Annotated in this window: 22 protein-coding genes; 9 read left to right on the top strand and 13 right to left on the bottom strand. The window is 67.2% G+C overall.

The features are described 5' to 3' along the window. Position 1 precedes the first annotated feature (1 nt). From RZA67_RS02385 to RZA67_RS02365, 5 genes are all read right to left on the bottom strand, one after another. Positions 2 to 778: a hypothetical protein gene (locus tag RZA67_RS02385; RefSeq protein WP_317210926.1), complete on the bottom strand. Its 777-nt coding sequence runs from the start codon at positions 776 to 778 to the stop codon at positions 2 to 4. 12 nt (positions 779 to 790) lie between these two features. After that, positions 791 to 1,387 carry an acetyltransferase gene (locus RZA67_RS02380; protein WP_317210925.1) on the bottom strand — a complete coding sequence of 199 codons (597 nt, stop codon included), beginning with the start codon at positions 1,385 to 1,387 and terminating at the stop codon, positions 791 to 793. Then, positions 1,374 to 2,516, bottom strand: a complete 1,143-nt coding sequence (locus tag RZA67_RS02375) for a glycosyltransferase family 2 protein (protein WP_317210924.1) — start codon at positions 2,514 to 2,516, stop codon at positions 1,374 to 1,376. The genes RZA67_RS02380 and RZA67_RS02375 overlap by 14 nt, the downstream gene beginning before the upstream one ends. After that, entirely contained in the window at positions 2,513 to 3,127 is a 615-nt protein-coding gene (locus RZA67_RS02370) for a PIG-L deacetylase family protein (protein ID WP_317210923.1), read from the bottom strand. Before RZA67_RS02370 ends, RZA67_RS02375 begins: the two co-directional genes overlap by 4 nt. A 146-nt stretch (positions 3,128 to 3,273) precedes the next feature. Next, complete coding sequence (locus RZA67_RS02365) at positions 3,274 to 3,927, bottom strand: response regulator transcription factor (RefSeq protein ID WP_317210922.1); 654 nt, start codon at positions 3,925 to 3,927, stop codon at positions 3,274 to 3,276. A 103-nt stretch (positions 3,928 to 4,030) separates the two neighbouring features. Here RZA67_RS02365 and RZA67_RS02360 point away from each other — a divergent pair, with 103 nt between their 5' ends. After that, entirely contained in the window at positions 4,031 to 5,320 is a 1,290-nt protein-coding gene (locus tag RZA67_RS02360; RefSeq protein ID WP_317210921.1) for an SLC13 family permease, read from the top strand. On the opposite strand, the gene RZA67_RS02355 is transcribed toward RZA67_RS02360, so the two are convergent. From RZA67_RS02355 to RZA67_RS02345, 3 genes are read right to left on the bottom strand one after another with little or no spacing between them, the layout of a single operon-like run. After that, entirely contained in the window at positions 5,299 to 6,387 is a 1,089-nt protein-coding gene (locus tag RZA67_RS02355) for an ABC transporter substrate-binding protein (protein ID WP_317213782.1), read from the bottom strand. The genes RZA67_RS02360 and RZA67_RS02355 overlap by 22 nt on opposite strands. Then, positions 6,387 to 7,775, bottom strand: a complete 1,389-nt coding sequence (locus RZA67_RS02350) for a sensor histidine kinase (protein ID WP_317210920.1) — start codon at positions 7,773 to 7,775, stop codon at positions 6,387 to 6,389. The genes RZA67_RS02355 and RZA67_RS02350 overlap by 1 nt, the downstream gene beginning before the upstream one ends. Next, the gene (locus RZA67_RS02345) at positions 7,762 to 8,448 is read right to left on the bottom strand and encodes a response regulator transcription factor (protein ID WP_317210919.1); all 687 of its coding nucleotides are present in this window, start codon (positions 8,446 to 8,448) and stop codon (positions 7,762 to 7,764) included. Before RZA67_RS02345 ends, RZA67_RS02350 begins: the two co-directional genes overlap by 14 nt. Positions 8,449 to 8,672: 224 nt before the next feature. Between RZA67_RS02345 and RZA67_RS02340 the strand changes: the two genes are divergently transcribed. Genes RZA67_RS02340 through phbB form a run of 3 tightly spaced genes read left to right on the top strand, consistent with a single transcriptional unit; the run spans position 8,673 to position 11,970 of the window. Continuing rightward, entirely contained in the window at positions 8,673 to 9,821 is a 1,149-nt protein-coding gene (locus RZA67_RS02340) for a porin (protein ID WP_317213781.1), read from the top strand. Between the two features lie 52 nt (positions 9,822 to 9,873). Then, entirely contained in the window at positions 9,874 to 11,202 is a 1,329-nt protein-coding gene (locus tag RZA67_RS02335; protein WP_317213780.1) for a CitMHS family transporter, read from the top strand. 27 nt (positions 11,203 to 11,229) lie between these two features. Beyond that, positions 11,230 to 11,970: an acetoacetyl-CoA reductase gene (gene phbB, locus RZA67_RS02330; protein WP_317210918.1), complete on the top strand. Its 741-nt coding sequence runs from the start codon at positions 11,230 to 11,232 to the stop codon at positions 11,968 to 11,970. A 92-nt stretch (positions 11,971 to 12,062) separates the two neighbouring features. On the opposite strand, the gene RZA67_RS02325 is transcribed toward phbB, so the two are convergent. Then, positions 12,063 to 13,316, bottom strand: a complete 1,254-nt coding sequence (locus RZA67_RS02325; RefSeq protein WP_317210917.1) for a flavohemoglobin expression-modulating QEGLA motif protein — start codon at positions 13,314 to 13,316, stop codon at positions 12,063 to 12,065. A gap of 102 nt (positions 13,317 to 13,418) precedes the next feature. Further along, positions 13,419 to 14,531 carry a ribosome small subunit-dependent GTPase A gene (rsgA, locus tag RZA67_RS02320; protein ID WP_317210915.1) on the bottom strand — a complete coding sequence of 371 codons (1,113 nt, stop codon included), beginning with the start codon at positions 14,529 to 14,531 and terminating at the stop codon, positions 13,419 to 13,421. Positions 14,532 to 14,644: 113 nt separating this feature from the next. Between rsgA and RZA67_RS02315 the strand changes: the two genes are divergently transcribed. The 3 genes from RZA67_RS02315 (at position 14,645) to RZA67_RS02305 (ending at position 17,299) form a co-directional block, all read left to right on the top strand. After that, the gene (locus tag RZA67_RS02315) at positions 14,645 to 15,916 is read left to right on the top strand and encodes a pyridoxal phosphate-dependent aminotransferase (protein WP_317210913.1); all 1,272 of its coding nucleotides are present in this window, start codon (positions 14,645 to 14,647) and stop codon (positions 15,914 to 15,916) included. Positions 15,917 to 15,939: 23 nt separating this feature from the next. Beyond that, entirely contained in the window at positions 15,940 to 16,557 is a 618-nt protein-coding gene (locus RZA67_RS02310; protein WP_317210912.1) for an SGNH/GDSL hydrolase family protein, read from the top strand. A 64-nt stretch (positions 16,558 to 16,621) separates the two neighbouring features. Then, a complete protein-coding gene (locus RZA67_RS02305) occupies positions 16,622 to 17,299 on the top strand; it encodes a class I SAM-dependent methyltransferase (RefSeq protein ID WP_317213779.1) in 678 nt (225 codons plus the stop codon). A 62-nt stretch (positions 17,300 to 17,361) separates the two neighbouring features. Here RZA67_RS02305 and grxD read toward each other — a convergent pair whose 3' ends face one another. Beyond that, positions 17,362 to 18,288, bottom strand: a complete 927-nt coding sequence (gene grxD, locus RZA67_RS02300; RefSeq protein ID WP_317210911.1) for a Grx4 family monothiol glutaredoxin — start codon at positions 18,286 to 18,288, stop codon at positions 17,362 to 17,364. Between the two features lie 61 nt (positions 18,289 to 18,349). Between grxD and RZA67_RS02295 the strand changes: the two genes are divergently transcribed. Next, positions 18,350 to 19,159, top strand: a complete 810-nt coding sequence (locus RZA67_RS02295; RefSeq protein ID WP_317210910.1) for a polysaccharide deacetylase family protein — start codon at positions 18,350 to 18,352, stop codon at positions 19,157 to 19,159. Here RZA67_RS02295 and RZA67_RS02290 read toward each other — a convergent pair. Beyond that, positions 19,129 to 19,668, bottom strand: coding sequence for a DUF924 family protein (locus RZA67_RS02290; protein ID WP_317210909.1), 540 nt, complete (start codon positions 19,666 to 19,668; stop codon positions 19,129 to 19,131). The genes RZA67_RS02295 and RZA67_RS02290 overlap by 31 nt on opposite strands. 44 nt (positions 19,669 to 19,712) lie before the next feature. Continuing rightward, positions 19,713 to 20,489, bottom strand: coding sequence for an AMP nucleosidase (locus RZA67_RS02285; protein ID WP_317210907.1), 777 nt, complete (start codon positions 20,487 to 20,489; stop codon positions 19,713 to 19,715). 171 nt (positions 20,490 to 20,660) lie between these two features. Between RZA67_RS02285 and RZA67_RS02280 the strand changes: the two genes are divergently transcribed. After that, on the top strand, positions 20,661 to 22,067 hold the full coding sequence (locus RZA67_RS02280; RefSeq protein ID WP_317210906.1) for an amidohydrolase: 1,407 nt from the start codon (positions 20,661 to 20,663) through the stop codon (positions 22,065 to 22,067). Positions 22,068 to 22,074 lie beyond the last annotated feature (7 nt).

Below are 22,074 nucleotides of genomic sequence, written 5' to 3'. Positions count from 1 at the left end.
GCTACCAGCGGTAGGCTGCGCTGAGCGCAAGGGCATCGGCGATGTAGCGTCGCTCACCCGCTTGATTCCAGGACCGGCCGAGCGCGGCACGCAGCGTCCAGTGTTCGCCGACGGGCTGCGCGCGCAGCAACGTCGCCGAGCGCAGGCGTCCGTTGCGGGGTCCGGTCACGCCGTCGTCCTCTGCAAGCGAATTACCTGCGGTCAGCCAGAGAGAGCTGGACCCAGCACCGCGTGCATCGCGCCACAGCAGCACCAGCCTCGTCGCGTTGCCGGACGCCGAGCGCGCGCCACGCTGCCAGTTGCGCAAATGACGCAGACGGGTTTCCCAGCGGATGCCGCGCAGACGTGCTTCACCATGAACTGCCGAGCTGACCACGCCGCTGCGATGCCGGGACTGGCTGACGCCTACTCTGGCCTCGTGCACTCCGCCGACCCGGAACGACAGTGTCTGCTCCAGCACCCAGACCGGGAACACGGGGCTGTTGCCACCCCATTGCATGCGACTGTGCGACGTCAGACGGTCACCCCGACGTTGCTGCCAGCCAAGTTCGAGTCGGTTGCCCGCAGCATGGCCAGTTGACGAGCGCCGTTCGCCGCGCGCGATGCCCAGCTGCCAGCCGCCCTGGGGCAGCGTGCCGAGCACATCGATACCCGTGACATGGCGCTCGCCCAGGCCCTCGCCATAACCGGTCCAGCCGCCGTGCATCACTACAGTCGGCCCGGCAGCAGTGGCGGCGGCAAACGGCAACAACCCCGCCAGAAGAAGAAAACGGTGCATGTGCCTTCCCCATCAATAGGTATCGAGGTCCTGCCTGAGCTGGTAGCGCCCCGCAGGCAGATTGCGCACCACGGTGATGCGCGGACCCAGCGTCGTACGCGGTGCCACGCATCGTCCCGGCAGGACGATGCACTGGATGCCCAGTGACGAACCGGCGCCGATCAGGCAACCGAGCTTTTCCATGCCAGTGTCGAGCCAGGCATCGCCCTGTCGTACCTTGATGGTCTGCCTGTCCAGGCGATGATTGCTGGTGCGCACCTGTGCGCCCAGATAGACGTCGGGCTCGAGCACACTATCGGCGACGTAGCATTGCGGTCCCACGCTGACCCGTTCCTCAAGCCATGCGTGCTTCATTTCCACCGCAAAGCCGATCCGGCAGCCCGGGCCGATCAGGGTGCAGGGCCTGATCAGTGCATTGTTGCCGATCAGACAGTCATCACCGATTACCACCGGACCTTCGATACGGGCGCCCGGACAGACGCGGCTGCGTGCACCGATGCGTACCGCGCCCTCGATGACAGCGTCCCGCGCCACGTCTGCAGTGGGATCGATGGCCGCGATGGTGTCCGCAAGCCACGTCTCCAGTGCGGCTACATCATTCCACCACATGGCGATACCTCGTTGGTTTGTCGCGCTTGGGTTCGCGGCCGGTCCACAGCCCGGCCAACCCGTGCGTTGCCCAGATGGCATAGGCCAGCGCTACGTAGATGACCGCCAGCCATGAGAAGAACACCAGCCGCCACCGTTGGTGACGCCAGCCGCTGTAGAGCCCGAGCAGGCTGACCAGCACGATCCACAGCAGCGGGAACATCACCAGCAGAATGCCGTGCGGACCTTCGTGCTCGATGACGGACTGCACGCCGAGGTATACCCACGCCGCCATGCCCAGGACCACCACCCACACCATCGGCAACATGCTGAAGAAGCCGAACCGGCTGAACAGCAGGCGCCAGTGCAGCCGGGTACAGACGGCGTAGCCCACGATCCAGCGACGCCAGCGACGCCACTCCTCGCGCACGGTGGTGCATTCCTGCGGATACACCACGCACTGATGCGCCTGGCGCACGCGGAACCCGTTGGCCACCAGGGTCCAGGTCAGATCAAGGTCCTCGACCTTGGTCCGGTCGGAAAAGCCGAAACGGCGCAGCACGTCCGTGCGGAACATGCCGCAAGCACCGGAGATGATGAAGGGGGCTCCGCCGAGCAGCTGCTGCAGCCCGCGCTTGAGGGTGATCATCGGCAGCTTCACGCTGGCGCGGATCTGGGGCAGCAGGCCGCCGTTGCGCAGGTCGGAGGACGGAATGCCACCCACCGCGTCCGCGCCCCGTTCGATCTCGGCCAGCAGGTAGCCCAGGTCATCACCGTCGGGCTTGACCCAGGTGTCCGCATCGGTGAGGAAAACCTGGTCGGCGGTGCAGTACTGCAGCCCGTTCATGAGTGCGCCGCCCTTGCCGGTGTTCTCCTGTCGAATGGCGAGCAGACGCCCCTCCGACTGCCGGGCCACCAGGTCCATTATCGCCGGGGTGTCATCGGTGGAGCCGTCGTCGACGCAGATGACGCGGGCGATATAGGGATTGGCCAGCAGGTTGCGCAGCGACTGTTCAAGGCAGGGACCTTCGTTGTAGGCCGGCACGATCGCATCGACGACACCCCGCCGGCGACTGGGCGGACGTCGACCGCGCCAGTAGAACAGGGCCGCTGCCAGCAGCACCACCGCCAGCCATATGAGCTCTTTCATAGCACCACCTTGTAGGGCATGAAGCCTTCGCAGGGCCCAAGACCGATCTGTCCGCCCCGGAACTCCAGACGGCAGCGGACCTGCTCGGGACACATGTAATCGCGGTGCGCCTGGCTGTGGTGCAGGCTCAACGCGGCAACCTTGGCGTCGACGAACGCGTCGACGGACTCGAACACCACCGGCGCGAAGTCCGGCCACGAACTGGGCGCTTCATAGCTCAGCACCTGCGGCACGCGGCGGCAGGCGATGATGGAGGCCTGGAACACCGCACGATGATCCTGATGGCGATCGCGCTCGAACATGGTGTAGACGCGGTCCGGGCGCAGCACATCACACTGCGCCTGGATCGCCGCGGTCACCCTGCTCTGATGCGAATCGAGGCAGGTGTCCGGCAGATGCTCCTGCACGATGTCGGTGATGCCCAACAGCCTCAGCGCGCTTGCGGTCTCGTCGCAGCGGCCGTGTCCGGGGCGGGTGCCGGCGTCGCCGGCGGTGAGTATCAGGGCCCGCACATGCACACCCTGGCTCACCAGCTTGGCCAGCGTTGCTCCACATCCCAGTTCGATGTCATCAGGATGTGCCCCGATGGCAAGTACGCGTTTTACAGGCATGAGAGATCATCCACGGCGAAGGGGTGTCCGGCCGCCTGTACCGCATGGCTGCCGCTCCGGTGGTTGATAATCTCGGCGAACCCGACTTTCGACGTCAGCGGGAAACTGCTGACGTCACGGTCAGCAACCGCCGCAGCCTGACCGCTTCACCCCGGTTCGCGACCGATGTCGCCTTCCGGCTCCAGCGCCTTGACCAGCACGGCGGCCTGGGTGCGGCTGTGGCATTCAAGCTTCTTGAGGATCGCCGTAACGTGTACCTTGACGGTGTTCTCGGCCAAACCCAACGTGTATGCAATCTGCTTGTTGAGCAGGCCATCGGCCAAGCACAGCAGCACCCGGAACTGCTGCGGCGTCAACTGGGCCAGCCGGCTCGCCAGCAGCGCATCGGCTTCCGAGCGCTCGGCCGCCATCGCCGGAAACCACAGGCCACCATCAAGCACTGCCGCCAATGCGCTGCCGATGGTCTCCAGCGGAGCGGATTTGGGGATGAACCCGGCGGCACCGAACTGCTGTGCACGCCGTATCACCCGCGGATGGTCGTTGGAGGACAGGATCACCACCGGCACGTCGGGGTGCGCGCCGCGCACATGCAGCAGTGCCGAAAAACCGTGCGCGCCCGGCATGGTCAGGTCGAGCAGCACCAGGTCAAGGTCGGCATCGGCATCCAGTGCCTGCTCAAGGGCTTCGGCGCTGGCCACTTCGCGCACGCGCACCTGCGGCAGGCTCTCGCGCAGCGAGTGGACCACCGCTGCGCGCAGCAACGGATGATCATCGGCAACCAGCAGGTTCAGTTCGCTCATGGCGCAATTCTGCCATGGTGTCTGCCGCACTTTGCATGTTTGTTCATTGCCGGGGCTCCCCCGATGCCGTGTGCTGCCGGTACCACCCACCGCATCGTCCACCATGACCGCTGGCATCGCTCTGCTGTTGCTGTTGGCCACCACCACGCTGCTGGCCAGCGGCCGCGTGTTGCCGATGGTGGTATTCGCGCTGTTGCCTCCGTTGGCCGCGCTGCTGCTGGGCACCAGCCCACAGCAGCTCGGCGTTGCCGTGCAGGCGGGCCTGGCCCGCACGGCCCCGGTCGCCACCCTGTTTCTGTGCGCGGTCTGCTTTGCCGGCCTGATGCGCGAGCGCGGCGTGTTCCAGCCGCTGATGACGCTGGCGCTGCGGGCGAGCGGCACGCAGCCGGTGCGTGTCTGCCTGGTGACCGCCCTGCTGGGCCTGCTGGCCCACCTTGACGGGGCCGGCCCCACCACCTTCCTGCTCGTTCTCCCCGTGCTGCTGCCGGTCTACGATGCGCTGCAGATGCGGCGCAGTACCTTGTTGATGCTGCTGGCAGCGGCGGCTGGGCTGTTCAATCTTCTGCCCTGGGGCGGACCGCTGGGGCGCGCTGCGGCAGTCACCGGAATCGACGTGACCACGCTCTGGCGGACGCTGTTGCCGGTACAGCTGCTCGGCATTGCGCTGTTGCTTGCCATGGCCGCGCTGGCCGGCGTGGTGGAGTCGCGTCGGCGCGGCTCGCATGTGCAACCGGTTCAACCGGTGCAACCGTCGGTCATTGCCGAGCCGCCGTGTGTGCCGCCCCGGCGCTCCGCGCGGGCCGAAGTGATCCTCTGTCTGCTGACACTCGCCCTGCTCCTCGGCACAACGGTACCGGCCTGGCTTGTCTTCATGCTCGCGCTTGCCGTGGCACTGCCCTTGGGCGCCTCCAGCCTGCACGAACAACGGCGGCACCTGGCCCGCCACGCACCGGCGGCGGTCGAGCTGGCTCTGGTCGTTCTCAGCGCTGGCGTGCTGCTCGGCGTGCTCGAGGGCACCGGCATGATCAAGGCGCTGGCCGATGCAGCCAGCTCCGCACTGCCGACAGCGCTTCTGCGGCATCAGCATCTGCTGCTCGCGGTACTGGCCACGCCCGCGCACCTGCTGGTCAGCACCGATGCCTGGTATTTCGCGCTGCTGCCGCTCGTGCTGCAGTCAAGCGCCGCGCACGGCGTGGAGGCCAGCAGTGTGGTCAATGCGCTGACGCTGGCCAACACCCTCGGGGGCTACGTCGGCCCCTATTCCACGGCGGTCTGGCTGGCCCTGGGCATGAGTGGCGTCAGCTATTCCGATTACCTGCGCCGCGTGCTGCCGTGGATCTGGTCCTACACCCTGCTGATGCTGGGAATCGGCTATCTGCTGGGGCTGTTCTGAGGCTGCGCCGGGCGTGCCTCGCCTGCCGGCCCCACGCTGCGCTTCCAGACATCGAGAAACTGCTGGCGCTTCAATCCATCGAGGTAGACCAGCAGGCCGGGGCCCAGCGGGATCGGTCGGCGACTGCGCCCGGGACCATGCTCGCGCACTGTTCCATCGCTGACGATCGGCAGCAGCCGCGCCTCACGCGCCAGCACCCGTTGTCCGCGTGGTGACAGCAGATAGTCGAGGAAGCGTCGGGCCTGCTGCGGGTGCGGACTGGTGCGCGGAATGACCGCCGTGCGCAGCATCACCAGCGTGTAGTCCTGAGGCTCGACGATGCCCAACGGTGCGCCCGCGTCGATGCGCGCCTGGGCATAGGAGCCCAGTACGTTGTAGACCAGCGACAGCTGGCCGCTGCTGACCTTGTCCAGCAGCACACCGGTACGCTCCTCGCGTACCACGTTGTTGCTGCCCAGCGCCCCCAGCAGTGCGCCGGCCATGCTGCCGCGCTGTGCATCCTGGGTGGCCAGCAGATAGCCGACGCTGCTGCGCTCTATGTCATAGGTGCCGACCTTGCCCTGCAGCGGTGCGCCGGGCGCCTGCAGCAGGTCCAGCAGCTCCCGTCGCGTGCGTGGCACGCGGGCCGCTGGCAGCGCGCGCGTGTTGTAGACAATCGCCACCGGCTCATAGCTGATCCCGAACGCCTCGTTGCGCCAGCGAGCCCATGAGGGGAGTGCAGCCGTCTGCGGTGACTGATGGGCCAATGCGTGGCCGTCGTTGACCAGCTTCGTCTGCAGGTCCATGCCGCTGGAAATCAACAGGTCCGGCGACGTGGCCGCGTTTCTGTCCAGCAGATAGCGCGCGTGCAGGTCCTGGGTGATGATGTCCTCATAGATCACCTCCACCCCCGGGTTGGACCGCTGGTAGTCCTCGATGACCACGGCGAACACCTCGATGTCGGTGGTGCCGTGGATGCGCAGCTGCGCGGTGGCCGTGCCCTTGGCCGGAAACCGCTGCACATCACCCGGGTTGGCCCAGGCGCCCGGCGCCAGCAGCAGCATCACCACCAGGCACACACGATGCATCATGCCGGCTTCTCCGGCAGGGTGACGGTGGCCACCAGGCCACCTCCTTGGCGGTTGGCCAGGTCGATCCGGCCGCCATGCGCTTCCACCACGCGCTTGACGATGGCAAGCCCCAGCCCCGCCCCACCGGCGGACGCCTGCTCACCGCGTGCGAAGCGCTCGAACACGCGTGCTGCATCGGCTGCGGCGATGCCGGGTCCGTGATCGACGATGGTCAGCACCGCCTGCCCCTCACCGATGGTGAGCGCGACCTGCAGAGGTCCCTCGCCGCCATGCTTGAGCGCGTTGTCCAGCAGGTTCTTGATCGCTTCGCGCAGCAGCAGGGCATCGCCGTGTAGATGGATCGGCTCGTCGGTCAAGCTCAGCTGCACCTGCGGTGCCGGCCCCGCCTGGGGAAGCGCTTCATGCAGAGCCTGGCGCACGGTCTCGGCCAGGTCGACCTGTGCGAATCGCTGCAGGTTGGAACGGTGGGTGACGCTGGCATCGCTGAGCAGCTGGTTCAACAGGCGGCTCATGTGCGTCGCGTTGCGCTCGATCGACCGCAGGCTGCGCCGCATGTCCTGCGGATCCTCATCATCCATCGCGAGCTGGGCCTGTGCGCGAAGCGCCGCGAGCGGCGTGCGCATCTGGTGCGCTGCCTCGGCCATGAACGCACGCAGGGTCTCGTTGCTGGTGGACAGCCGTGCCATGAAGCGGTTGAGCGCCGCCACCATCTGGTCCATTTCGCGTGGCACATGGGCATCCAGCGGGCGCAGATCGGACGGCTCACGTCGCGACAGCTCACGCTCCACCCGCACCAGCGGCCGGAATGCCCGGTGCACACCCACCACGACCAGCGCAAGCAACAGCAGCGAAAGTACACCGATGGCCAGCAGCGCGCGCGTCACCATGTCAGCGGCCAGTGCATCGCGCGCGCGCCGGGTCTGGCCGACCTGCACCTGTACCTCGCCCGTCTCCGTTTCCGAGGAAAGGTTGCGGGCAACCACAACGAAGCGAACCGGCTCACCGCTGTAGATCGCATCGAACAGGCGGGGCTGCTGCCCGTTGGGCGCTGCCGGAGCGCGCGGCAGGTCGCCGTAGCCGGTGATCAGCCGGCCGCGGCTGTCAGCGACCTGGTAGAACACGCGATCATCCGGTGCCATCGACAGCAGGTCCAGTGCAGCATAGGGCAGGTCCACCTGCCACTGTCCCTCCACCAATGCCACCGAGTCGGCGATGGACAGCGCCGAGGACACCAGCAGATGGTCGTAGGAACGGTTGGCTGCGCGCTTGCCGTAATCACGCGCGGCAAACAGCAGGGCCACGGCGAATATCGCCAGCAGCGCGCCCAGATACAGCAGCAGCGTGTAGCGCAGCGAACGGGGCGCGGACGCGTCACCCCTGGCCATCACCGGCCTCGGTCGCCTCCAGCAGGTAGCCGACCCCGCGTACGGTGACGATACGCACCGGCGCCTTCGCCAGCCTGCGCCGCAGGCGACCTACGTAGAGCTCGATCGCGTTGGGCCCTGCTTCGTCATCGAAGCCGAACAACCCGTTGCCGATCTCGTCCTTGCCCACCACCTGGCCCAGCCTGCCCATCAGGATTTCCAGCAGGCGGAACTCGCGGTTGGGCAGGTCGACGACCTCGCCATCGACGGTCAGCCGGTGGGCGGCATTGTCGAACTGCAATCCACCAATCTGCACCACGTCGCTGGCCTGGCCACGCCCACGCCGCAGCAGCACCCGGCAGCGCGCCTCGAACTCGCGGAAATCGAACGGTTTGCCAAGATAGTCGTCGGCGCCCACATCCAGCGCCTGCACCCGATCCTCGATGCCGTCACGCGCGGTCAGCATCAGTACCGGCGTGCTGTCGCCGCGCTCGCGCATGCCCGACAGCACCCGCAGCCCATCCAGCCTGGGCAGCCCGATATCCAGCACGACCAGGTCAAAGCGCTGGTAGCGCAGCACGCTGGCAGCGGCCAGTCCATCATGCTGCCAGTCCACCGCGTGCCCACTGCGGCGCATGCGACGGGTGATGGCATCGGCGAGATCCGGATTGTCTTCAACCAGCAGCAGGCGCATGGAAACGGGAGACGGCAGGCGACAGACCTGAATGCTAGCGCGATGTGGGCGTGCGCGCAGGTGCTGCATGGCTTTCGCTGCGTCGCACAAACCGCTGACAGGCGGATGACAGCTTGCGGCACACAGACTGCCTCCCTCGCACCCGGCCCCGGGTGCCACCACTGCAGCGCATTCTGCGTGCGCACCTGGGAGGGTTTGTGGATCACAACATCAGCCGTTGGCACCTGGCGACCGCCTGTGCACTGCTGTCGGCCGCGATACCGGTCAGCGCCGCTGCCGACGACAGCGCGTTTTCCGCCAGCCTCGGCGGGCGCCTCCACCTGGATTTCGCCACGTTCGACAATGACGACCGTGGCTTCCCGAACAAGGACGACACCGAAGTACGGCGCGCGTGGCTGGACGTATCCGGCAAGCTACAGGGGCTGAACTACAAGCTCGAAGCGGACGTGTCCGGCGACCGCGTCGAAGCGAAGGACGTCTACCTGGCCCACGCGTTCGGCGGTGCCGGTACGCTCACGGTGGGCCAGTTCAAGCAGTACTTTTCGCTCGATGATCGCACCAGCTCCAACTACGGCAGCTTTCTGGAACGTGGCAACGCGGGCACCACGCTGGCGCCGCTGTACCGCCTCGGCGCATCGTGGCAGGCCAACCCGGGTGACTTCACCTGGGCGGCCAGCCTCTACAGCCTGGAGAGCATTGACGCCTGGCAGGTGAAGGGGCGCGCCGCCGGCGGCCGGGTCACCTGGGCCCCGCATCCTGCGGCAGGCGATGTACTGCATCTGGGTCTGTCGCTGGCGCATGAGGCCTATGACCGCCCCGGCGCGGACGGCGTCCCGGCACTGCGTATCCGGCCGCGTCCGGCGGGACACCTCTCAGACCAGAGCCGTCTGACCCTGATCGACTTCGCCGCAGGCCGCGACACCGACGTCGAGAAATGGTCACTGGAGTATGCACAGGTGCGCGGTCCGCTTTCCTGGCAGGGCGAGTTCAGCGGTGCCACCTTCAATGACAGTGCCCAGCGCGGCAAGGTGCTGGCCGGCTACGGCATGCTCAGCTGGTTCCTCACCGGTGAGTCGAAAGCCTACGACCGCCGCACCGGCCGCTTCGCGCGGATCGAGGACATCCGGCACAGGGCCGGCGCCTTCGAGCTTGCGCTGCGCTACGACCAGATGCGTGGGAACCAGCATCTGGACGGGCAGCCCGATCTGCGCCGCGGCAGCACCCAGGCGTGGACACTCGGCGGCAACTGGTACCTGCGCGACGACCTGCGCTTCATGCTCAACGTCATCCAGAGCCACAACCGCGACCGACTGGCAGGTACCACCGTGGACCGCACACGCGCGGTCACCGGCCGACTGCAGTTTGACTTCTGAACCCTGCCGTCTTTCCCCTTTCTCACCGCAGTACGCAAGGAGTCCGCAGATGATGCTGAGCATCCTCGGCTTTGGCATGGTCATTACGTTCATGTACTTGATCATGAGCAAACGGCTGTCGCCGCTCGTCGCCCTGATCACCATTCCCATCGTCTTCGCCCTGCTCGGCGGCTTTGGTGCCGGCATCGACGAAATGATGCTCGATGGCATCAAGAAAATCGCGCCGACCGGCGTGATGCTGATGTTCGCCATCCTGTACTTCGGCGTCATGATCGATGCGGGTCTGTTCGAACCGTTGGTCCGGATCATCCTGCGCATCGTCAAGGGCGATCCGCTGAAGATCGTCATGGGCACGGCCGTGCTGGCGATGCTGATATCGCTCGACGGTGATGGCTCGACCACCTACATGATCACCGTGTCGGCGATGCTGCCGCTGTACCGGCGGCTTGGCATGAGCGCGCTGAACATGACCTGCGTGACCATCCTGGCCGGCGGTGTGATGAACCTCACCCCGTGGGGCGGCCCGACCGCCCGGGCCGCAACCGCGTTGCACGTGGATCCGGCTGATGTGTTCATCCCCCTGATTCCCTCGATGGTCATCGCCTGCGCCGGCATCCTGCTGCTGGCCTGGTACCTGGGCCTGAAGGAGCGCCGCCGCCTGGGCGTCGTGGCGCTGCCTGCGGGCGGTTCATGGATGGATGGCAGTGTCAGTGATGACGGCGACGCACTGCCCACCGTCGAAGACACCGAAGACACCAAGCGGCCGAAGCTGCTGTGGGTCAACCTGCTGCTGACCTTGGCCCTGATGACCGCACTGGTGCTGGGCGTGCTGCCGATGCCGGTGCTGTTCATGGTCGGCTTCGCCATCGCGCTGGTGATCAACTATCCCAACCTGGCCGAACAGCGTCGCCGTGTGGTCAACCATGCCGGCAACGTGCTGTCGGTGGTCTCGCTGATCTTCGCTGCCGGCATTTTCACCGGCATCCTCAACAACACCGGCATGGTCGAAGCGATGTCGCACAGCTTCCTGGCGATCATTCCGCAGAGCTGGGGACCGTACCTGGCGGTGATCACCGCGATCGCCTCGATGCCGTTCACCTTCTTCATGTCCAACGACGCTTTCTACTTCGGCGTGCTGCCGATCCTTTCCGAAGCGGCGGGCAACTACGGCATCACCCCGGTGGAAATGGCACGCGCCTCGCTGGCCGGCCAGCCCGTGCACCTGCTCAGCCCGCTGGTGCCCTCCACGTACCTGCTGGTCGGTCTGGCCAAGGTCGAGTTCGCCGACCACCAGCGCTTCACCCTGAAATGGGCGGTGCTGATCTCGCTGCTGCTGATGGCCGGCAGCCTGCTGTTCGCCCTGTACCCACTGGCCGCCTGATTCCCCGCCCTGGACCTGGAGCACACCATGACCCTTCGCATCGCATACGTCACCAGCGGCATGGGCAGCGTTGGCACTTCCATCTGCCAGACGCTTTCCCGCGCCGGCCACACGGTCGTTGCCGGCTGCGCGCCGGACTCACCGCGCAAGGCCGGCTGGCTGCGCGAACAGCGCGAGCTCGGGTTTGACTTCATCGCCTCCGAAGGCAACGCCACCGATTGGGAGTCGACCAGCTCAGCCTTCCGCAAGGTGCGGGAGGAGGTGGGAGAAATCGATGTGCTGGTGAACAACTCCGGCGGCAGCCGCGACGTACTGTTCCGGCAGATGAGCCAGGAAGACTGGAACGCCGTGATCGCCTCCAACCTCAACGCACTTTTCAATCTGACCAAGCAGGTGGTGGACGGCATGACGCGCCGGGGCTGGGGCCGGATCATCAACATCGGATCGGTGAGTGCGCACAAGGGACAGATCGGCCAGGTGAACTACGCCACCGCCAAGGCCGCGATGCACGGGTTCAGCCGTGCACTGGCGGCCGAGGTCGCCGCGCGCGGCGTCACCGTCAATACGCTTTCGCCGGGCTACATCGCCAGCCAGGCCATCACTGCTTTCCCCCCTGACGTGCTTGACCGGCTGGCCGGCTCGGTGCCCCTGCGCCGGCTGGGCCGGCCTGAGGAAGTGGCCGCGCTGTGTGGCTGGTTGGCGTCGGACGAAGCCGCCTATGTCACCGGCGCCGACTACGCGGTCAACGGTGGTCTGTACATGGGTTGAGGGCAGCACGGTAGCGCCGGGCTCTGCCCGGCGAGCCAGATCAGGAGCGTGACGACCAACGGTCGTCACCTGCCAGAGCGGGAGTCCGCCCCCTACTCCGGGGCCAGCTGGTCCATCCGGATGCGGTTGGCGAACAGGGAGAACGCGAGCATGCCCGCCAACCCGTTGGCGCGCGCCACCCAGTGCGGCAGCCACTTCGGCGGCTGCAGCGTACCCGCCTGGAACAGCGGCGCGAACGTGATCGCATCGGTCAGTGTCATCTTTCCCGCGAACAACCATCGGCAGACCTGCAACCGGTCCTGCGCCAGCATGTGCCGGAAGAAGGTGTGCACCGATACCAGCCCGCGCAGGTACACCGTGTCCTTGGTGAAGGCCATGCCCCCCGTCGGCGGCACGCCGCGGAACACCCGCTGCGCCGAAGCGAAGCTCTCTTCGTTGTTCTGCCCCGCCGCGCAGAAATAGCGGAACACCTCGATGAAGTCGGCGCCTTCGCGCGCCATTGCGATGGCTTCAGTGCGCAGGCTGATGCGCTTGAGCCGTTCGATGTCGATGCTGCCGGTGATCTGCTCGGCGAAGGTTGCCAGCCCCTCCTGCGTGGCCGTCAGCCGCGGTGAGGACAGCGCCAGGCTCGGCAGCACGGTCTGCTCGCGTCCGTTCAGGGCGGTCAGTGAATGCACCAGCGCTTCATGGTGGAACAGCTGTGCACGATCGTAGGCACTGAAGCGTGCGCTGGTACGCAGCCGGATCCGCGTCGGCCCGGCTGCGGCCTTGGAGACCAGTTCCGGGTCCAGCTGCACGTGAATCACACGGCCCTCAAAAAAACTGTCCAGATCGTTCTGCAGCTGCAACTGCAATGCTGTAGCCGAGACCGGCACCTGTTCTTCCGGTGCGAGCAGTTCATGGTCCAGCTCGTTGGCGATCTGGATGAAATGGCGTGCCGCGTCGCGTGTGCTCGGTCCGTTGCCGGGCAAGGGCTGTTCCGGGGCGCCGAACAGCTCCACCGAACACGCATCCACAGCCGCGGTGCCCAGCCCCTCCAGCAGCCGCGCCGCCACGTCCCAGCTGTGCGCGGACTGCTGGATGTACTGGCCAAGCGGATGCTGTTCGTCGCAGGCGGCCACGATCTGCTCGAGCGCGCGCCGCGCATTGCTGAAATCCAGCGTCGGGTAGACCACCTGCGGCAGCCTCGGCTGTCCCTGGGCCACGCTCGTCAGAAAGGGGGCCTGCAGGGCAGCCGGCCAGCTGGTCAGTGCCAGCAGGCGGATGTCGGCCACAGCGTCGACCAGCCGCGCATCCAGCGCGGCATGGTGGGCCACCTCACGATCCAGTGTCCGGATACGGTCCATGCGGGGACTATAACCAATTGCGACACAGCGACAGATTCCGGCAGCGGGGCAGAGCCCCGCTCTACGTCGGGGATGTCTGCGGCAGCGGGGCAGAGCCCGGCTCTACGGGCGGCGCGGTCTGGGTTTGCCGCTGGGCCGGAACTGCTGGCCACGGCCGGTGCTGCGTCGCTCCTGCGCGGTTTCTGCCTGGCGGACTGCCAGCTTGGCCGCTGCAGCAGCGACTTCTTCCTTCAGTTTGAAGTAGTTGATCAGGCGGCTTTCTTCGATCACGCCTGCGTCGATCGCCTCACGTACCGCGCACCCCGGTTCGCGATCATGCGAACAGTCGCGGAAGCGGCACTGGGCCGCCAGTGCTTCGATGTCGGCAAACCCACCTTCGGCCAGGGTTTCCTCGCCGGTAGGCTTGAGCTCGCGCATCCCGGGGGTATCGATCAGACAGGCACCGCTGGGCAGCGGCATCAGCGCACGGTGGGTGGTGGTATGACGCCCGCGCGAATCATTGGCCCGCACCGCGTTGGTCTTCATCCGCTGCTCGCCCAGCAGCGTGTTGGTCAGCGTCGACTTGCCGGCACCCGAGGACCCCACCAGTACCACGGTGCGGCCGGCCTGCAGCCACGGCAGCAGCACCGCCACGCTGTCGCTGTCCAGGCCGTTCACCGCGCGCAGGGCGATGCCCTGTGCCTCCAGCTCTTCCAGCACCGCCAACGCATCGTCGGTGTAGTCGGTCTGGTCGGCCTTGGTCAGCACCACCACCGGCTCAGCCCCGCCGCCGCCCACCAGCAGCAGGTAACGTTCGATCCGCCGTGGATTGAAGTCCGCATCCAGCCCGCAGACGATGAACACCGTATCCACGTTGGCCGCAATCACCTGCTGGTGATAGTGCTCGCCTGCGGCACCGCGCTTGATCGAGGTCCGGCGCGGCAGCAGCGCGACGATGCGCACCCCGTCCAGCAGAACCCAGTCGCCCACGGCAGGCCGCTCGTGACTGGGAAAGCGCGGGCGCTGCCACTCGGGCAACGACTCGGCCTTGATTGCCGCTCCGGGCGCGTCCGCCACCACGTAGTGCGTGCGGTGCTGTTCGACCACGCGCGCCGGGCGCGCCTGCGGGTGCTGCTCCATCACGGCGAGCCAGTCGGCCTGGGTGGGCAGCCCCGGCCAGGGCCAGCCGATGGTCTGCAGAAGAGGGAAGTCGGGGCTGTTGGTCATCGCGCCCATTCTACCCGTGGCAAGCGGCTTCCAGCCCAGTCCGGCCGGGCCTGGCGGTGCCGCCCTGCACTGCATCAATTCCGCTACCATGGGCTTCCATGCCCCTTGACGGCCCAGCCCCCATGTCCACCCCCTCGCACAAGCCCCTGGCCACCCGCGAGCGCCTTTCCGAAGTGCGCTACGAGATCCGCGGAGAGCTGGCGCGGCGAGCGCGGGAGCTGGAGGCGCAGGGCCACAAGCTGATCAAGCTCAACATCGGCAATCCGGGCAGTTTCGGCTTCCGCGCGCCCGAGCATCTGCAGCGGGCGATCGCCGATGACATGGGCCGGACCGACCCCTATACGCACCAGCAGGGCCTGCCCGAAGCCCGCGAAGCGGTCGCTGCTGCGTACGCGCGCCGCGGCTGCCCGGATGCACATCCGGACCGGGTCTACATCGGCAATGGTGTCAGCGAGCTGATCGACCTGTCGCTGCGGGCCCTGCTCAACCCGGGTGATGAGGTACTGCTGCCCTCGCCGGACTACCCGCTGTGGTCGGCGGCCACCATCCTCAATGATGGGCGTCCGGTGTATTACCGCTGCGCGCCGGAGAATGGCTTCCAGCCTGACCCGAGTGAAATCGAGACGCTGGTCTCCTCGCGCACGCGCGCCATCGTGCTGATCAACCCGAACAACCCCAGTGGCGCCAGCTACCCGCGTGAGCTGCTGCTGCAGATCGTGGCCATTGCCCGTCGTCACAACCTGCTGTTGCTGGTGGACGAGATCTACGACCAGATCCTCTATGACGGCGCGCAGTTCCACCCGGTCGCGCCCTTGGCCGAAGACCACCCATGCCTGACCTTCAGTGGGCTGAGCAAGGTGCATCGCGCCTGCGGCTGGCGCGTGGGCTGGGCGGTGCTGTCCGGCGCGGCCGACCGGTTGGGTGAGTTCCGTGCCGCGCTGGATCTGCTCAGTGCGCTGCGCCTGTGTGCGAACGTGCCGGGCCAGTACGCAATCGAGGCCGCAGTGAATGGCCCCGATACCATCAGTGCGCTGTGTGCGCCCGGTGGGCGCCTGTACGAGACCCGCCGCGCGGTGATCGAGAGCTGCGCGGCCAGCGAGCACCTGTCACTGGTGGCGCCGGCCGGCGCGCTGTACGCGTTCCCCGGCGTGATCGGCGACGCGGCCAAGGCCTTCGACGATCACAGCTTCGCGCTGGACCTGATGAACCAGGAAGGCGTACTGGTGGTGCCCGGCGCCAGCTTCAACGTGCCTTACCGGCACCACTTCCGGGTCACCCTGCTGCCGGAAGCGGCGATGATGCGCGATGTATTCGCCCGCATCGACCGCGCGCTTTCGCGCCGCGCCGAAGCCAACCGCAAGGTGGTGCCGCTGAAGGCGCGCTCGGTCGCCTGACGTCTCCGCGAGGCCCTGTCCGCATGTCGTATTCATACCTCGCCCTGGGCGACTCCTACACCATCGGCGAAGGTGTTGCGCCGGCGGGACGTTGGCCGCACCAGCTGGCCGCCGCCCTGCGCGCCGCAGGCGTCGCGCTGGCCGATCCGCAGATCATCGCGACCACCGGCTGGACCACCGACGAGCTTGATGCGGGTATCGACAGCGCAGCACCGCAGGGGCCGTTTGATCTGGTCAGCCTGCTGATCGGGGTGAACAACCAGTACCGCTGGCGCAGCGTGGACGAATACCGCGCCCAGTTCGCCCTGCTGCTGGAGCGTGCGCAGGCGTTCAGTCGTCACGGCAGCGACGGCGTGCTGGTGCTGTCGATCCCCGACTGGGGGGTGACCCCGTTCGCGCACGCGTCCGGCCGCAACCTTGTGCAGATCGCCCGCGAGCTGGACGCCTTCAATGCCGCTGCGGCGCAGGTCTGCAAGGCGCAGGGCGTCGCATTCGTCGATATCACCGGCATCAGCCGCCAGGAGGGCGGCGAGGCGGCAATGCTGGCCGAGGACGGCCTGCATCCATCGGCAGCCATGTACCAGCGCTGGAGCCTGCAGGCCGAGCCTGTCGCGCGCCGCCTGCTCGCCGCGATGCGCTGACCCCATGACAGGCATGCCAGTGGACGGCGCCCTGCTGCAGCACACGCCCCTGCCCTGCCAGCCACTGTCGTCGGCACAGGCGCGCGCGATCGCCGACGCCTTCCGCCCCGCGCGCGCCTGGGGCAACCGGCGCGATTACTACTACAGCCGCGCCAAGCTCGGCAGCGACCCCTTGTACGACGGCGTACTGCAGCAGCTGGAAGGCAGCGACCGGCCCCTGCTTGATCTGGGCTGTGGACTGGGGCTGCTGGCCCATGTGCTGCGCCAGCGCGGCGCCAGCCAGAACTATCTCGGCGTGGATGTGGACGCAGTAAAGATCCGACGTGCCGAGCACGCCGCGCAGCGCGCCGGGCTGGCGCGGGTGCGTTTTGCCGCACTGGACGTGCAGGCCCGGTTGCCTGCGCACAGCGGCGATGTGGCCCTGCTGGACGTGCTGCAGTACCTGCACGAAGTGCCGCAGCAGACCTTGCTGCAGCAGGCGGCCGCCCGCGTTGCGCCCGGTGCGCGTCTGCTGCTGCGGACCCCGCTGGCGACCGGCGACGGCCGCGATCGCACCACGCGCGTGGCCGACCGGCTGGCGTGGGTGATCGGCTGGATGGGTACACGGCCGCGGCATTACCCGGACCCGGGAAAACTCTGTTCGGTGCTCACGGCTGCCGGGCTGCAGGTCGAGGCCGCGCGCCCATTGCATGGGCGCACCCCGTTCAACAGCTGGCTGCTGGTGGCGTACCGCGAGGGGTGAGCCGGGCCATGCCCGTCGCCGCCCTGCAGGTGACGACCAACGGTCGTCACCTGCCAGAAGCCTCAGTACTTCGGTACGCCGTTGTCGACGTCGCTGGACCAGGCATCGATGCCGCCGGTGACGTTGAAGACCTTGGTGAACCCCAGCGCGCGGAACTGCTCGGCCGCCTGGGCGCTGCGGCCGCCGTGGTGGCACAGGAAGGCCAGCGCGGTGTCCTTCGGCAGCGCTTCCAGCTCCGCACGGCCGGCACCGTCAAAGACCTTGAACGGCACACCCACGGCGGCAATGGCGCGCTCCTCGGCCGGACGCACATCCACCAGCAGTACATTGCCGGCGCGCACCTGGTCGTCGGCATCGCGCACCGACAGTTCCTGCACCGCCTGCGGGGCGTTGGGGTTGTTGATGGCCAGGCCCTTGCCGCGGATATCGTCGACCCAGTCGATGGTGATGCCGTTGGCACGGCGCGCACTGGCCAGGTCGAACTGCACGCGCAGACCATTGGATTCGGCGGCAATCGCGCCCTGGTCATACGGCGCCAGTTGGAAGTTCGGCTGGAAGCGGGCGTCGATGCCCAGCTGCAGTGCCGCGCCCGGGGCATCGGCCAGCGCGCCCTTGAGCATTTCCACGGCTGCGGGGGTGACGGTGATGGACGGCGGCGTGCGGTCGGGCGCTTCCAGGCCCAGCACGCTGCTCAGCTCGCCGCTGCTGGCCATCTGCAGGATGATGTCGCTGCCACCGATCAATTCGCCGTCGATGTAGAGCTGCGGGATGGTCGGCCAGTCGCCGTAGGCCTTGATGCCCTCGCGGATCTCCTGGTCGGCCAGCACGTTCACGTGTGCGAACTCAACGCCCAGGTCCTGCAGCGCGCCCACTGCCTTGGCCGAAAAGCCGCACTGCGGCATGGCCGGCTGGCCCTTCATGAACAGGACAACGCGGTCGGCGCTGAGGAGGGATTCGATGCGCGTACGCAGGGCGGGATCGAGAGACATGGCGGCCTGGGCTTTTTGAAGTATCAGACCGGTGATTCTACCCGCCGTGGCATCATGGGGAATGACCCCAGCAGAAACATTGCATCGCATTCCCGCCCACCCCTGGCGATGGGTGCCCTGGCTGGTGCTGTCCCAGCTGGCGGTACTCGCGGTCGGCTGGCAGCTCGGCTGGGCCTGGGGTCTGGGCTGCATGGTCATCAGCCACGCCACCTTTCTGGTGCCCGTATTCCTGCCCAATGCGCGTTTCTATGCGCCGGTGCTCAGCCGGGTGGACGACGCGGGCAACAGCGTGTGGCTGACCATCGATGACGGTCCCAGCGCTGAAACCCCCGCCGTGCTCGACCTGCTCGACCGCTACCAGGCCCGGGCGACCTTCTTTCTGGTTGGCGAGCGCGCCCTGGAGCACCCTGAGCAGGTCCGGCAGATCATTGCCCGTGGCCACGACATCGGCAACCACAGTCACTCCCACCCGCAGACCCGCTTCTGGCGGCTGGGGCCGGCCACCATGTCGGCCGAGATAGGGCAGTGCCAGCAGGCGCTGACCGCGCTGGCGGGATACCCGCCGCGCTGGTACCGCTCGGTGGTGGGCATGACCAACCCGTTCGTGGCCGCCGCGCTCAAGCGTCATGGCCTGACCCGCGTCGGCTGGAGCGCGCGCGGCTTTGATGGGGTGAACTGCAGCCCCGAGGACGTGCTGCAGCGGCTGCTGCCGCGCCTGCGGCCGGGGGCGATCGTGCTGCTGCACGAGGGCGCTGCCCATGGTCACAACCTGGCCATCATCGAAGGCGTGCTGCAGGCGCTGGATCAGCGCGGCCTGCGTGCCGCGCTGCCGGTACCGGCTCAGCCGGCGAACCCGCCTTCGGCCAGATAATCCAGCTCTTCCGGCGTCGGGATGCGTCCGAGCACCGCATTGCGGTGCGGGAACCGCCCGAAGCGGCGGATGAGGTCACGGTGCAGTTCGGCAAACTGCAGATACTCCTTGTCGCCGAGCACGTCGAACATCGCCACCGAGCGGTCCTGGTCCAGCGGATCTTCCGAATGCTCGAATGGCAGGTAGATGAACGCACGCAGCTTGGGCACCAGCTGCAGATCCAGCCCCTCCTCGATGGCGCGCGTGGCGTAATGGCGCGCCAGGCCGTCGGTGGCGTAGGAGTGGGCGGTGCCACGGAAGCAGTTGCGCGGGAACTGGTCCAACAGCAGCAGCAGCGCCAGTGCGCCTTCGGCGGTGGCCAGCCAATGCTCGCGCGCGCGTGCCGCCGCCGCATGGTGCTCGTCCAGGAACAACGCCCGGAAGCGGGCGTCGAACCCATCATCGCGCGCGAACCATTTTTCCGGTCCCGCCTCGGTCCAGAACCGGACCACCTGCGCTGCCATTTCCATATCGTGCTCCTGGAGCGGGGCGCCCTGGCCCTTTGCGCTCATCATCATTCGTCAAAGCGCAGGTGGCGAACCGACTTGCCGTTGCGCCGGATCAACCGCAGCGCTTCGATGCCGATCTGGATGTGGTTGTCCACGAACTGCGAACTGACCCTGGCATCGGATGCCTCGGTCTTGACTCCATCGGGAATCATCGGCTGATCCGAGACCAGCAGCAAGGCTCCGGTGGGAATATGGTTGGCAAAACCGGCCGCGAACACGGTCGCCGTCTCCATGTCGATGGCCATGCAGCGCATGCGGCGCAGGCGCTCCTTGAACGCCTCGTCATGCTCCCAGACCCGCCGGTTGGTGGTGTAGACCGTACCGGTCCAGTAATCATGGCCCAGGTCGCGGATCATCGTGGAGGCCGCCCGCTGCAGCGCGAAGGCCGGCAATGCCGGCACTTCGGCAGGCAGGTAGTCGTCGGAGGTTCCCTCGCCGCGGATCGCGGCAATCGGCAACACCAGGTCCCCGAGCTGGTTTTTGCGCTTGAGGCCGCCACACTTGCCCAGGAACAGCACCGCCCTGGGACTCACTGCGGAGAGCAGGTCCATCACGATGGCGGCATTGGGACTGCCCATGCCGAAGTTGATCAGGGTGATGCCGTCGGCGGTGACGCTGGGCATCGGCCGGTCGAGTCCGACAACGCTGCCACCGGTCAACGCGGCAAAGCTGTGCAGGTAGCCACCGAAGTTGGTCAGCAGAACATGCTGGCCGAACTGGTCCAGCGGCACGCCGGTGTACCGGGGCAGCCAGTTCTCGACGATCTCCTGCTTGCTCTTCATCACACGGGCTCAAGGCGGGCGGTCAATTCTGCGGCCATGGCCGCACGGAGTCGAGGGCACACGCGTCTGCCGCAAGCCGCCGCACACCCTGACGACCGTGCAAAAGGTCACTTGGCAAGCGGCCCCAGGCCCGGCTAGCGTCGGCGGGTCACATTCGCAACGGGGAACTCCATGCACCATCTCGTGCGCGCCGGCCTTGCCGTGGCGCTGTTGTCGGCCGTGTCCAGCCAGGCCGTTGGCGCCTCGCGTTTCCTGCAGGACCCCTACCCCAGCACCTACCGACCGCAGCCGAGCGAAGCGGTGCTGATCCACAACGCGACCGTGCTCACCGGCACCGGCCAGCGCCTGGACGATGCCGATGTGCTGCTGCGCGATGGCCGCATCGAAGCAGTGGGGCGCGGCCTGCAGGCGGGTGCCGAGGTGCGCCGCGTGGACGCACATGGGCGCTGGGTAACCCCCGGACTGATCGACGTGCATTCGCATCTGGGCGTCTACCCCAGTCCCGGCGTGAGCGCGCACAGCGACGGCAACGAAATGACCGCGCCGGTCACCGCCAACGTATGGGCTGAACACTCGGTATGGCCGCAGGACCCGGGCTTTGCCGAAGCCCTTGCCGGCGGCGTGACCAGCATGCAGGTGCTGCCCGGCTCGGCCAACCTGGTCGGTGGCCGCGGCGTGACCCTGAAGAACGTGCCGACCACCACCTATCAGGCGATGAAGTTTCCCGGTGCACCGTGGGGCCTGAAGATGGCCTGTGGCGAAAACCCCAAGCGCGTCTACGGTGGCAAGGGCACGGCTCCGGCCACACGCATGGGCAATGTGGCCGGCTACCGCGCGGCCTTCATCGATGCCAGCGAGTACATCGCAAAAAACAGCCCCAAGCCGACACCGCGCAAGCGCTGGTTCGGCAGTGGCGATGGCAGCGACAGCAGCGGCGACAGCGGCGGCAAGCGCGACCTCAAGCTGGACACGCTGGCCGGTGCGATCCAGGGCGACATCCGCGTGCACATTCACTGCTACCGTGCCGATGAGATGGCCACCATGCTCGACCTGGCCGACGAATTCGGCTTCAAGGTGGCCGCGTTCCATCACGGGGTGGAAGCCTACAAGCTGGCCGACCGGCTTGCCGCCGAGGGCGTATGTGGGGCGCTGTGGGCTGACTGGTGGGGCTTCAAGATGGAAGCCTTCGACGGCATTGCCGAGAACATCGCGCTGGTCGACCGCCCGGCCAACAGCTGCGCCGTGGTTCATTCGGACTCGCCCGAGGGCATCCAGCGCCTCAACCAGGAGGCGGCCAAGGCCGTGGCCGCCGCGCGCCGCGCCGGCATGGATGAGATCCCACCGGAGCGCGCGATCACCTGGCTCACCCACAACGCTGCACGGGCGTTGGGCATCGAAGGACAGACCGGCTCGCTCGAGGTGGGCAAGATGGCCGATGTGGTGGTCTGGAATGGAAATCCCTTCAGCTCGTACGCGCTGGCTGACCAGGTGTTCATCGACGGGCACCGCTATTACGACCGCACGGTGCCCGGCGCCAAACCGGTGTCTGATTTCCGCCTTGGCCAGGAGGTGCAGTGATGGATGG

The organism is Stenotrophomonas sp. C3(2023) (assembly GCF_032911385.1).
Classification (GTDB): domain Bacteria; phylum Pseudomonadota; class Gammaproteobacteria; order Xanthomonadales; family Xanthomonadaceae; genus Stenotrophomonas.
This window is presented reverse-complemented; position numbering and strand designations above follow the sequence as displayed.

Bases quoted from the DNA above. Each gene is read 5' to 3' on its own strand.
- RZA67_RS02385 (WP_317210926.1), bottom strand. From the start codon at position 778: ATGCACCGTTTTCTTCTTCTGGCGGGGTTGTTGCCGTTTGCCGCCGCC.
- RZA67_RS02380 (WP_317210925.1), bottom strand. From the start codon at position 1,387: ATGTGGTGGAATGATGTAGCCGCACTGGAGACGTGGCTTGCGGACACC.
- RZA67_RS02375 (WP_317210924.1), bottom strand. From the start codon at position 2,516: ATGAAAGAGCTCATATGGCTGGCGGTGGTGCTGCTGGCAGCGGCCCTG.
- RZA67_RS02370 (WP_317210923.1), bottom strand. From the start codon at position 3,127: ATGCCTGTAAAACGCGTACTTGCCATCGGGGCACATCCTGATGACATC.
- RZA67_RS02365 (WP_317210922.1), bottom strand. From the start codon at position 3,927: ATGAGCGAACTGAACCTGCTGGTTGCCGATGATCATCCGTTGCTGCGC.
- RZA67_RS02360 (WP_317210921.1), top strand. From the start codon at position 4,031: ATGACCGCTGGCATCGCTCTGCTGTTGCTGTTGGCCACCACCACGCTG.
- RZA67_RS02355 (WP_317213782.1), bottom strand. From the start codon at position 6,387: ATGCATCGTGTGTGCCTGGTGGTGATGCTGCTGCTGGCGCCGGGCGCC.
- RZA67_RS02350 (WP_317210920.1), bottom strand. From the start codon at position 7,775: ATGGCCAGGGGTGACGCGTCCGCGCCCCGTTCGCTGCGCTACACGCTG.
- RZA67_RS02345 (WP_317210919.1), bottom strand. From the start codon at position 8,448: ATGCGCCTGCTGCTGGTTGAAGACAATCCGGATCTCGCCGATGCCATC.
- RZA67_RS02335 (WP_317213780.1), top strand. From the start codon at position 9,874: ATGCTGAGCATCCTCGGCTTTGGCATGGTCATTACGTTCATGTACTTG.
- phbB (WP_317210918.1), top strand. From the start codon at position 11,230: ATGACCCTTCGCATCGCATACGTCACCAGCGGCATGGGCAGCGTTGGC.
- RZA67_RS02325 (WP_317210917.1), bottom strand. From the start codon at position 13,316: ATGGACCGTATCCGGACACTGGATCGTGAGGTGGCCCACCATGCCGCG.
- rsgA (WP_317210915.1), bottom strand. From the start codon at position 14,531: ATGGGCGCGATGACCAACAGCCCCGACTTCCCTCTTCTGCAGACCATC.
- RZA67_RS02315 (WP_317210913.1), top strand. From the start codon at position 14,645: ATGTCCACCCCCTCGCACAAGCCCCTGGCCACCCGCGAGCGCCTTTCC.
- RZA67_RS02310 (WP_317210912.1), top strand. From the start codon at position 15,940: ATGTCGTATTCATACCTCGCCCTGGGCGACTCCTACACCATCGGCGAA.
- grxD (WP_317210911.1), bottom strand. From the start codon at position 18,288: ATGTCTCTCGATCCCGCCCTGCGTACGCGCATCGAATCCCTCCTCAGC.
- RZA67_RS02295 (WP_317210910.1), top strand. From the start codon at position 18,350: ATGACCCCAGCAGAAACATTGCATCGCATTCCCGCCCACCCCTGGCGA.
- RZA67_RS02290 (WP_317210909.1), bottom strand. From the start codon at position 19,668: ATGGAAATGGCAGCGCAGGTGGTCCGGTTCTGGACCGAGGCGGGACCG.
- RZA67_RS02285 (WP_317210907.1), bottom strand. From the start codon at position 20,489: ATGAAGAGCAAGCAGGAGATCGTCGAGAACTGGCTGCCCCGGTACACC.
- RZA67_RS02280 (WP_317210906.1), top strand. From the start codon at position 20,661: ATGCACCATCTCGTGCGCGCCGGCCTTGCCGTGGCGCTGTTGTCGGCC.